The following is a 10092-nucleotide window of genomic DNA, read 5'->3' as shown; positions in this document are numbered from 1 at the left end:
CAATCATACCCGCTAATAAGCGTGTGGCTGACACCAGTTATGAGTAATGGTCAGCGGGGGAAGGCCGGGAGGGGGCCGTTGCAAACGGTGAGTGAGCCTCCGGCTTGTGCTCTCAGGGGGCACTGGCTGTCAGGCGACGTATGGGTAATGAAAAAGTGACCGATGAGGAATCCGCTGTATCCCGCACTTAATCGTGAGCACGGCTGGCACGGCAGCTATGCTGCCGCACTCCAAACCTTGCGCCACGCGCATAACGAGCGGGTAAGGCAATCCATCCAGCACGTGATAACACTGCTGGAGCAGCGCACTGCCACCGGGCAGCCGCCCAAAACAGCACCTATGGCGCTTATACCCGCTGATACGCACGTGGTTGACACCAGTTGTGGGTAATGCATAGGAATCGTTAGGGAGACAGATACTGCCAAATCTTAATAGCTGGTGATTGTCAGTTCACGTGTCATGAACGCCATGCCACCAGACACAGGCACCATAAAGGCACCACGTTATGAGATAGACCCCATCAACACCTACGACCTTTGCGCATCGAGGTAGGCCAGCCCTTCCTGAGCGTAGGGATTATCAGGATCGAGCGCCAGCACATTTTCGAGTGCTACGCGCTGGTCTTCGGGATCATCAACAGCACCACTCAGCCAGAGCCAGGCTTCCGGGATATTTTCATTCAGTTCAACCAGCTCTAGCAGTAATGCCCGTGCACGCTCTTTATCCCCCCGTACCAGCGCCTGTGCACCCTCGTACAGCAGTTCAGCCTGATGACGATCAAGCGGGGTCATTGGTTGATCCTCCTCTCTGGCCGGTTGCGGCTGAGCCACGACGTGCCACCTGTACTACTTCGGCCAGAATGCTGAGCGCAATTTCTTCCGGGGTCTTTGCGCCAATCGGCAGCCCAATCGGGCCGTGAATACGCGCCAGATCGGCGGGAGTAAACCCTTCCGCGGCCAGGCGTTCGAGCCGGCGGGCATGCGTTTTCGGACTACCCAGAGCGCCGATGTAGCGCACCGGCGAGCGTAAGGCCACTCGTAATGCCGGATCATCGAGCTTGGGATCGTGGGTCAGCACCGCCACGCTGCTGCGGGCATCGAGCCTGCCCGCCAATGCTTCGTCTGGCCAGGCCAGAATCAGCTCATCAACATGGGCAAACCGCTCGCCGGTAGCAAATGCTTCCCGCGCATCAATCACAACCGTGCGGAAACCAACCACTTTCGCCAGCGCGGCCAGGGCAATACTGATATGCACTCCACCGACCATATACAACGTCGGTGGCGGCACAAAGCTCTCGACAAAGATAGTTACCTCTGGTGAGAGCGTAACTGTCTGCGTTTCCCCCGCCGCCAGCAAAGGCAAAGTCGCCTGCACAGCCTGCGCCGTCAGGCTGGCCTCACCCAAATCACCAATCGTCTGCCCATCGGGCTTGAGGGCCATCTTCGCCCCCACCGGACCACCCGCCAGGACGGTTATCGTTGCCAGCGGCGTTCCGTTGCGCACCGCTTCACGTACCAGCTCGTAGATTGTGCTCATAGCTATTCCTGTTCCGCGAATGATCCTCAACGCAATGGTTCGACCAGCACATCAATCGTACCACCGCAGGCCAATCCCACATCCCACGCCGTTTCATCGGCAACACCGAAATGGAGCAGGCGAGACTGGCCGGTTGCAATTGCCTCCTGGCAGGCATCAAAGACGGCACCTTCAATACAGCCACCACTGACCGAACCGACAATCCCGCCGCCGGATGATACCGCCATCTTGGCACCGACCTGGCGTGGCGAGGAACCCATTGTGCGCACAACGGTTGCTATTGCCACCTTTTCGCCACGTGCCAGCCAGCGATCTATTGCATCGATAATCTCGTGCATGACTCGCGCTCCTTTTAAACGTCTAGCACTCTACTAGCTGCCAGAGGTCTCTCCCGGGTCATTTGTTAATCAGACCAAAAGGCAAGATTGACCCACTCCATGGTAACAAGTGTCACACGGCGGCATCAACTGAAGATACTTGCGCCCGGCTCAGGAACTTCCCTTGCCGATCACAAGAGCAATCTCTCAAGATTGAGCCGGAGTAGCACAGGCTTCGGCCTGTGCTCTCCGTGGAGAAACCTCGTACAGTTACCACAACGATCAGGTGTAGCAAAGGTCTTCCCCGTCCCACAAGCCTGCCTGTATCATCGTGGCAACCGTGAGCCTAATCGGCCATACTCGACCGCACCTCTGCCTGGTGCTGTCGGCGCACATCGTACCATTGCCAGAGCCAGACACCGCCAACGATCAGCACGCCTATCGCATCCGTCAGCAGGCTGGGCCAGAAACAGAGGAACGTGCCAAACATGGCGATCACCCACTCCCACCACGTCGTCTTGCGCACCAGATAGAACATCGAAACTGCCGAGAAGGCAATCGTGCCGAGGGTCGCCGAGAACCACGACATTGCGACCTTACCCCATTCTACATCGACCAGTGGCCGACCGCTTTCGCCAATCATCAGAATCTCCGGCGTAAAGGCGAAGAGAAGCGGCATGACGTATAGCAATTTCGCAAATTTAAATGATGTCCACCCCGTCTTCCAGGGATCGGCCCCGGCAATCGCGGCACCCGCATAAGCAGCCACACAGACCGGCGGCGTGATATTGCTATCCTGGCTAAACCAGTAGACGATCATGTGTGCCGCCAGGATCGCAACCCCCAAATCATTCAGCGCTGGGACGGCAATCACAGCAGTGATCAGGTAAGCTGCGGTTACCGGTACCCCCATGCCCAAAATGAGTGACGCGATACCGATCAGCAGCACCGCAATCAGCAGATTACCACCGCTCAGGCTGACAATGATGTTGGCAAACCGTTGCCCCACTCCGGTCGCGTAAATGGTACCGACGATCATCCCGATCACGCCAACGGTGGCGCCGATCACCAGCGTATCACGTACACCCTTCTGGATCGCCTCGTTTATCGTCTTGATCACGCGAACTGTACTGCGCAGAAAGGCGTTCACCACTGTCCCGCCCTGTGCCGCCGGATTTTTGAAATCGGCCAGGTTTTCCGGCAACAGGTACATCAGGGGGATACACGAGAGAATCGACCAGAACGCGGCATAGCCGGGCGAAAACCCTTGTATAAGCATAAAGATGACGACCAGCAGCGGTAACGAGAGGTACCATTCGTTCCGAATGATCTGCCAGGCCGTCTGTTCGGTTTTGATCCCACTTAACCCGAACTTCTTGGCCTCAAAATGTACCATCGTCAGTACCGACAGAAAGTAGAGAATGGCCGGCACAATTGAGATCGCCACAATCACCGAGTAGGGTGTATTCGTCAGCTCCGACATCAAGAACGCACCGGCACCCATCACCGGCGGCATAAACGCACCGCCAATCGACGCCGACGGCTCAATCGCCCCGGCCACATGAGGGCGGAAACCGGCCCGTTTCATCAAGGGAATGGTGAACGTGCCGGTACTGACGGTGTTGGCAATTGCGCTCCCGGAAATCGAGCCAAACAGTGCCGACGACAAGACTGCCACCTTTGCCGGGCCACCGGTACTTCGTCCGGCCAGCGCCAGCGGCAGATCGATGAAGAAACGGCTGGCACCGGCCTTGTTGAGAAATGCGCCGAAAAAGATGAACAGAATAACGTAACTGACCAGTACATTGGCCATGACGCCGAATACGCCTTCCTGATCGAGGAAGAGCACCGTTGCCACCCGTTGCCAGGGCTGGCCACGATGGGCAAAGGTGTCAAGAATCGGAATGTCGTACAGCACAAAGCCGAAGCGCAGGTAGAGAATGAAAAAGAGGCCGATCAGCGTCATCGACCAGCCCAATACCCGGCGCGCAATCTCCAGCGAAATGATCAGACCGATAACACTCACTGTAAAATCGGTCGGATTATACGCGCCAGCCCGCCGCTGCAATGCCGGATAATTGATAATGAAGTAACCAACAACGATGACCGTGATGACGATCAGTGCCAGATCGAGAATTGTCGGTCCGCCGCGTGGAACAATCACTGTGCGCAGCGGTCCCGGCAATCGCTCGGCCAGACCGGACAGCCACGGTTGCAAGGGACTCTTCTTGCCAACAGCGGGGTACAGCAGCAACACCAGAATATAGGTCAACATCACGTAGATTCCGCGTTGCCACTGCACCGGTGCCGGCAGCGTACCGGCGGTGTAGATATAAAAGCCGGCCAGGCTGACCGCAATTAGGGCCACAACGACACCCCAAAAGCGATCCAACGACCGGGTTGGTTTCTCTTCCTGTTCGAGATACTTGCGAACCTTTTCCTGATCGATCTCGTCACTGGTTGGCATTGCACCGACACTATCAGGTTGTTTCAGATCAGACATAAGCGCCTCTTTACATGGTAGTACCAGAGGGAGCAAACTGCTCCCTCCGGTTCCAGCTCAGCCGCCCCGTTGCTGTTCAATGAAAGAGTCTACTTCAATTCGTCGGGAATCTGTACACCCTGCTCAGTCCAGAACTTTACCGCACCTGGGTGCAACTTATTCGCAATCCCGGTGATACCAACTTCCAGGCCCATCTCATTGGCGGATGGATGCGCCTCGCGGAGTCGATCCAGCCCACCATCGAGGTAGACAGCCTTCAGCGCCTGATACACAATGTCTTCCGGTACATCGGCATTGGCAACCCAAAGCGCTGTATCCTGGAAGCTCATCACATCATTCGGCACTCCATCGTATGCACCACCGGTCAACGCCCGTTGCGAATAGAACGGATACTGCTCGAAAAAGCCACCTTCAACGCCGGGGGTGTAGATGTCGATCAGCTTGATCTTGGTGGCGGCTGCGGCTTCACGTACCGATGCGTTCGGGAAACCGGCCAGCACCCAGAACCCATCGAGCTGTCCGTCGGCCATCGCTGCCGCCGCCTGCGAGTAACCAAGATACTCGATCTGAATCTTGTCGAACAGCCCCAGCGCCTTGAAGTAGCGCTCAGCGCTGAGCGCAGCACCCGAACCGGCATTCCCCAGCGCAATGCGCTTGCCAACCAGATCGGCCACCGAGTTAATGCCACTGGCTTCGGTAACAACCAGGTGGGCAACACCACCGTAGAGGGGAGCCACCGGCATCACTTTGTCGTAGACGGTGGGATCGTCAGGCAACTGCCCCAGCGCACCCAGAGCGACATCACCCGAATAGACAATCCCAAACTGCCGATCACCAGAATTAACCGAGCGCAAGTTCTCGGCGGAACCACCGGTACCTTCAGCCGTAATGTCCACGCCGGGAACCTTATCTTTGATGATCAACGAAAGCACATCGGCATACACCTGGAATACACCGCCAACCGGCCCACCACCAAAAGCGTAGCGAAGAGTCTGTGCGGGAGCAGGCGCAGGTGCTGATTCACCGGCAGGTGCAGCCGTCGGCGCCGTTGTCGTCGGCGTACTCCCACAGGCACTGACCAGTAATGCGACCAGTACCGGCATGATCACACGCATGCGAGAAACCACGTCGTTTCCTCCTTTGCAAGTAAACAACGGTTAAGCTGACTTCGGATAAAATTGATTATACCTGATCTATCACCACCATGTGATGTTTTTTTCAACAAAGTGAGGTGGGTCCTTGACAGTTCTTAACCAATGCACACCATTTCGCTGCGACGTGAACGGGGTAACGATTGCCGGCGCTATCGGTGGGAGCGGGCCACCGCTGCTCTTGCTGCACGGCTATCCACAAATGCACGCGATGTGGCACGCAGTTGCCCCGGCCCTCACCCAACAGTTCACGGTGATCGCTGCCGATCTGCGTGGCTACGGCGACAGTGCCAAACCTGTTGATGATCCCTCGCACATCACCTACAGTAAGCGGGCAATGGCTGCCGATATGGTGCAGGTGATGGAGCACTTCGGCTTCACCCGCTTTGCAGTGGTCGGTCACGACCGCGGTGCGCGGGTAACCCATCGCATGTGCCTCGACTACCCGGATCGCATTGAGCGGGCCGCTGTGCTCGATATCGCCCCCACCCACTACATGTACCTGACCGCCGACCGTGAATTTGCGACGGCCTACTACCACTGGTTCTTCTTGATTCAGCCGGCACCGCTGCCCGAGACCCTGATCGGCGCCGATCCAGAGTTCTGGTTGCGCAGTAAGCTGAAGCATTGGGGCCGAACCCCAACCGCCTTTCGCGACGAGGTCGTGGCTGAGTACCTGCGCTGTTTTTGCGATCCGGCCACGATTGCTGCCAGTTGTGCCGATTATCGCGCCGCTGCGACTATTGATCTCGAACACGATGAGGCCGACCGTCGTGCCGGACGGAAGGTGCAGTGTCCGTTGTTGGTCCTCTGGGGAGCCGAGGGCTTTGTCGGCAGAAAGTATGATGTGATCAACGTTTGGCGAGAATATGCGCTGTACGTTCAGGGCCACAGCGTGCCCGGCGGTCACTTTCTCCCCGAAGAGGCGCCCACCGAGACCCTGGCCGCATTGCTGGCGTTTTTGACCTGACACTACGGCGTTTGCGCTTCAGCCAGAATATCCAGGATGCGATGCACAAGAGCTGCATCAATCTCATCGAGACCATACGTGAGGCGCTGGCGCCGTCGCTCACCCTGCCAGATCTGATGCACTGCCTTGCGAATCCGCCAGCCCTTGCGTTCGAGGTCGTTTAATGCCTGCTCGACATCTGGCCGTTCCCGTTCATCACCACGGGCCACCGCAGCAATTGCCTGCAACAATGGCTCAAACTGCTGCACGGCCTGTCCTGCAGTATCATCGTCATCGGCCAGACTGATCAGCCCGATGGCCGCGAGGCGATCAATCACCATCTGCTGCTCATCGGGTGGCAAGGCATTTATCGCGAACTGGAGCGCCGCACCGTCTTGCTGTTCAATTGCCCGCCGCACTATCGGCGGCAGACTGGCAAGAAACTCTGGTGTCAGATCAGCAGCAATATCATCGGCTGCTGCCTGGTGGCGTTCGGCAAAATCGGTCAGCCCCAGATCGGCAAAAATCTCAGCCGCACGAGCCAGGTATGGCCGGGCCAGATCGGGTCGCCCCATGCGACGGAGTGCCCAACCATAATTACCGGTCTGTGCCGCGGCACTGTAATACTCGCCCACAGCCCAGTAGAGCTTAACCGCCTGATTGAGCAGATCGGTAGCCTGCGGTAAATCGGTGGCGATAAGGGATTTGCCACGTGCAATCAAGGCATCGGCTTCTGCCTTCAACTGTGCAGGATTACTCATAATAAGCCTCGCGTGATCGTCATGCGCTGGCGGCGAGCCGGGCGTTGCGGGCCGAGGGCAGCCAGTTTCGCACCGAGCTGCTCTAAACTGACCAGGTTGTGAACCGGCAAAAAATCATCGACAAACGGCAAGGCTGCCTGCATCCCCACCGTTAACGGCTCGTAGCCAGGTGTGCCAAGCAGCGGATTCAACCAGATCAGGCGGTGACACGAACGTTGCAGCCGATCCATTTCGCGGGCCAGCAATTCCGGATCGCCACGATCCCAGCCATCGCTGATCAACAACACCACTGGACTCCGTCCCAACACGCGCCGCCCCCAGCGAAAATTAAACTCTTTGATTGCCTCACCAATGCGGGTACCGCCGCTCCAATCCACCACATGCTTGCTCACCGCATCAATCGCATCATCAATATCTTTGTAGCGCAACTGCCGGGTAATCCGGGTCAGGCGCGTACCGAAGACAAAGGTCTCTACATCACCCAACCCCGCCGAGATGGCATGGGCAAACTGGAGCAGAATGCGCGAATAGCGCTCCATACTACCGGAAATATCGCAGATGAGCACCAGCGGACGCGGCTCGGTACGGATATGACGCCAAGACAACTCAACCGGTTCACCACCGAAACGCCAGCTCCGTCGCAGGGTACGCCGCATATCCAACAGCCGACCGGCCCGATCAGGACGCCGGCGTCGGGTACGCCGCGGTTGAATCCGCCATTCCATCCGCCGGATCAGCTCCTTGCACGCCTGGACCTCTTCCCAGGTACACTGGGCAAAATCCTTGGTGCGCAATGCCTCGTCACGGCTAAAGGTAAGTTGAATGTCGAACTCTTCCCGTTCTTGCCCTTCGGCGGCATCGGCATCATCGGCAGTGGGCTGGCGGCGCGGTAGACGCAACTGACGGCGCGGAATTTTGACCTGCGGGAGCAGCATCTGCATCATCTCGCGTTCCAGGTCAATACCGAGCGCCTTCTTCCAGAAAAACTCAAAGGCCACATCAAACAACAGCAGGTCTTCGCGGCGCAACACCAGCATACAGCGCATCGTCGCCCGCAAATCCTCGCGGCGCAGCAGACCAACGTGCTCAATCGCCTCGATCAGTTCGACAATTTGACCGGGGCTGACGGCGATTCCCATCTCGCGCAAGAGATAGCCAAAACTGACAATGTGGGTAAGAATATTTCCGCTCATGGAAGGTTTCAGGTTGGCACAGGTAGTGTCATCATCAGTCTACATTCTACCATCACCGCAGGGATGTGTACAGGTTGACAGCCACTCGCCGCCTGTTGCCTGCATCACCATCGCTGTCGGACGGATCATTCCTGCCGACGCTGCTCGCCCCACAGATTGGTGGCAATGCCGGACAGGATCAGGATCGAACCTAACGCCAGCGACCAAGTGACCGTTTCGCCGTAGAACAGCGCACCGATCAGGGCAATGAGCGGTAGCCGCAGAAAATCGAGCGGTACAACCACGGTCGCATCGGCCAGCCGCAGCGCTCGCGCCATACAGTAGTGCGCCGTCAACGCCGACACGCCAACCACAATCACCCACGGCCAGCGGGCAGGTGACGGAAGCGTCCAATCGGTCAGTGCCGGTATCAACCCAAGGGGCAACTGGATGAGCGTCATATAGAACAAAATAGCCAGCGGCGTCTCGGTACTGACCAGCTTCCTGGTCAGCGTATGGGCAGTGGCATAGCCAAATGCCGCCAGCAGCACGGCCAACGCAGCCGGATGAATCATACCGCTACCGGGGCGCAAGATAATAAACGTACCCGCGATACCAAAGATAACGGCCAGCAGGCGAATAGGTGTCAACCGTTCACCCAACACGACCACCGCCAGCAGCGCCGTCCACAACGGAACCGTAAACTCAATCGCGAAGACCTCGGCCAGCGAGATGAAGGCCAGACCGTAAAACCAGCCGTACTGCCCACCGAAATGGGCCAGGTTACGCAGTAGGTGCAGTGGCAACCGCCGGGTGCGCAATTGTTGCGGGCCACCGTAGCGCATCACCACCAGCCCGACCAGCGGCAACCCGATCAGGCTACGAAAGAAGAGAATCTGGAACGTCGATAACTCAGCCGCGAGTTCGCGACCACCAACCGCCATTGCACTAAACGAGAGCAGTGCGCCGGCCATCCACAACGCTGCCCGCCAGGCGGGGTGAACATGCTGAATGGAGGTAATGTTCATAGCAATGTCTGCATTTCTGCCTGACGAGCAGTGCAAACAGACGCAACGGTCGCCGGTGATAACCAAACGAGCACTCTCATATCGAGTCTGGTTTTGGAGAAATCACAGCCCATGATCTACCATCACTCCCCTGGGAGCGCACGCCTCTGGTGTGCATCCTGACCGACCTCACCCTAACTGAGCATCCTCCCGCCCCCAGCGGGGGCGGGCTAGGGTGGGGGCGTGTCGCATACCCGTGTCATTAGCCGAAACAGAGTGCCACACATCTGTCAGTCCGCCGTGCGCGGTACTCACACACTAGCCTCCCCTTGGGAGCGCACGCCTCCGGTGCGCATCCTGCGGCCTCACCCTGACTGAGCATCCTCCCGCCCCCAGCAGGCTATGCATTACCCACATGTCACGCTGCGTTAGGTCGGGCTGCAAGTGCTTCCCGTGGCGCAGGCTTCCAGCCTGCGTGCAAGCATCCTCGCCACCACCGTCAGGTGCTGGCCGTGGCCGCTGGTGCACAGACACGAACCTGGTGCAACCAAACGTCTACGCGCAGGGATCGCACGCATGCCTGACCGACTCGATGAGCGGCACGAGCACATTCAGCACCCTCGTGACCAGGATGGGTAACAGTATGCCACGCGCCGGATCGTGAGCACGGCTGCCGCACTCCAAACTACGCGACAC

The 10092-nt window shown here is 58.0% G+C and carries 10 protein-coding genes; 2 read left to right on the top strand and 8 right to left on the bottom strand.

The features are described from left to right. The first annotated feature begins 162 nt into the window (after window positions 1-162). Window positions 163-390, top strand: coding sequence for a hypothetical protein (locus VAE55_RS07805; RefSeq protein WP_322815227.1), 228 nt, complete (start codon window positions 163-165; stop codon window positions 388-390). A gap of 137 nt (window positions 391-527) precedes the next feature. On the opposite strand, the gene VAE55_RS07800 is transcribed toward VAE55_RS07805, so the two are convergent. From VAE55_RS07800 to VAE55_RS07780, 5 genes are all read right to left on the bottom strand, one after another. Beyond that, entirely contained in the window at window positions 528-791 is a 264-nt protein-coding gene (locus tag VAE55_RS07800) for a hypothetical protein (RefSeq protein WP_322815226.1), read from the bottom strand. Continuing rightward, window positions 778-1536, bottom strand: coding sequence for an XdhC/CoxI family protein (locus VAE55_RS07795; protein ID WP_322815225.1), 759 nt, complete (start codon window positions 1534-1536; stop codon window positions 778-780). The genes VAE55_RS07800 and VAE55_RS07795 overlap by 14 nt, the downstream gene beginning before the upstream one ends. Before the next feature lie 26 nt (window positions 1537-1562). Beyond that, the gene (locus tag VAE55_RS07790; protein ID WP_012256664.1) at window positions 1563-1874 is read right to left on the bottom strand and encodes an XdhC family protein; all 312 of its coding nucleotides are present in this window, start codon (window positions 1872-1874) and stop codon (window positions 1563-1565) included. Window positions 1875-2199: 325 nt separating this feature from the next. Next, window positions 2200-4356, bottom strand: coding sequence for a TRAP transporter permease (locus tag VAE55_RS07785; RefSeq protein WP_322815224.1), 2157 nt, complete (start codon window positions 4354-4356; stop codon window positions 2200-2202). A gap of 89 nt (window positions 4357-4445) precedes the next feature. Continuing rightward, window positions 4446-5483 (bottom strand): TAXI family TRAP transporter solute-binding subunit, encoded by a 1038-nt coding sequence (locus VAE55_RS07780; RefSeq protein ID WP_322815223.1) that lies wholly within the window; start codon window positions 5481-5483, stop codon window positions 4446-4448. 112 nt (window positions 5484-5595) lie between these two features. Between VAE55_RS07780 and VAE55_RS07775 the strand changes: the two genes are divergently transcribed. Then, window positions 5596-6477 carry an alpha/beta hydrolase gene (locus VAE55_RS07775; RefSeq protein WP_322815222.1) on the top strand — a complete coding sequence of 294 codons (882 nt, stop codon included), beginning with the start codon at window positions 5596-5598 and terminating at the stop codon, window positions 6475-6477. 2 nt (window positions 6478-6479) lie between these two features. Here VAE55_RS07775 and VAE55_RS07770 read toward each other — a convergent pair whose 3' ends face one another. From VAE55_RS07770 to VAE55_RS07760, 3 genes are all read right to left on the bottom strand, one after another. Then, window positions 6480-7217, bottom strand: coding sequence for a tetratricopeptide repeat protein (locus tag VAE55_RS07770; RefSeq protein ID WP_322815221.1), 738 nt, complete (start codon window positions 7215-7217; stop codon window positions 6480-6482). Continuing rightward, on the bottom strand, window positions 7214-8410 hold the full coding sequence (locus VAE55_RS07765; RefSeq protein ID WP_322815220.1) for a VWA domain-containing protein: 1197 nt from the start codon (window positions 8408-8410) through the stop codon (window positions 7214-7216). Before VAE55_RS07765 ends, VAE55_RS07770 begins: the two co-directional genes overlap by 4 nt. Window positions 8411-8535: 125 nt before the next feature. Then, complete coding sequence (locus tag VAE55_RS07760; protein WP_322815219.1) at window positions 8536-9417, bottom strand: DMT family transporter; 882 nt, start codon at window positions 9415-9417, stop codon at window positions 8536-8538. Window positions 9418-10092: the final 675 nt, after the last annotated feature.

It is taken from the genome of Chloroflexus sp. (assembly GCF_034432675.1).
In the GTDB taxonomy this organism is placed as follows: Bacteria; Chloroflexota; Chloroflexia; order Chloroflexales; family Chloroflexaceae; genus Chloroflexus.
Note: the sequence above shows the minus strand (reverse complement) of the source record. Positions and strands in the feature narration are given on the sequence as shown.

Bases quoted from the DNA above. Each gene is read 5' to 3' on its own strand.
- VAE55_RS07765 (WP_322815220.1), bottom strand. From the start codon at position 8,410: ATGAGCGGAAATATTCTTACCCACATTGTCAGTTTTGGCTATCTCTTG.
- VAE55_RS07760 (WP_322815219.1), bottom strand. From the start codon at position 9,417: ATGAACATTACCTCCATTCAGCATGTTCACCCCGCCTGGCGGGCAGCG.
- VAE55_RS07790 (WP_012256664.1), bottom strand. From the start codon at position 1,874: ATGCACGAGATTATCGATGCAATAGATCGCTGGCTGGCACGTGGCGAA.
- VAE55_RS07795 (WP_322815225.1), bottom strand. From the start codon at position 1,536: ATGAGCACAATCTACGAGCTGGTACGTGAAGCGGTGCGCAACGGAACG.
- VAE55_RS07785 (WP_322815224.1), bottom strand. From the start codon at position 4,356: ATGTCTGATCTGAAACAACCTGATAGTGTCGGTGCAATGCCAACCAGT.
- VAE55_RS07770 (WP_322815221.1), bottom strand. From the start codon at position 7,217: ATGAGTAATCCTGCACAGTTGAAGGCAGAAGCCGATGCCTTGATTGCA.
- VAE55_RS07805 (WP_322815227.1), top strand. From the start codon at position 163: ATGAGGAATCCGCTGTATCCCGCACTTAATCGTGAGCACGGCTGGCAC.
- VAE55_RS07800 (WP_322815226.1), bottom strand. From the start codon at position 791: ATGACCCCGCTTGATCGTCATCAGGCTGAACTGCTGTACGAGGGTGCA.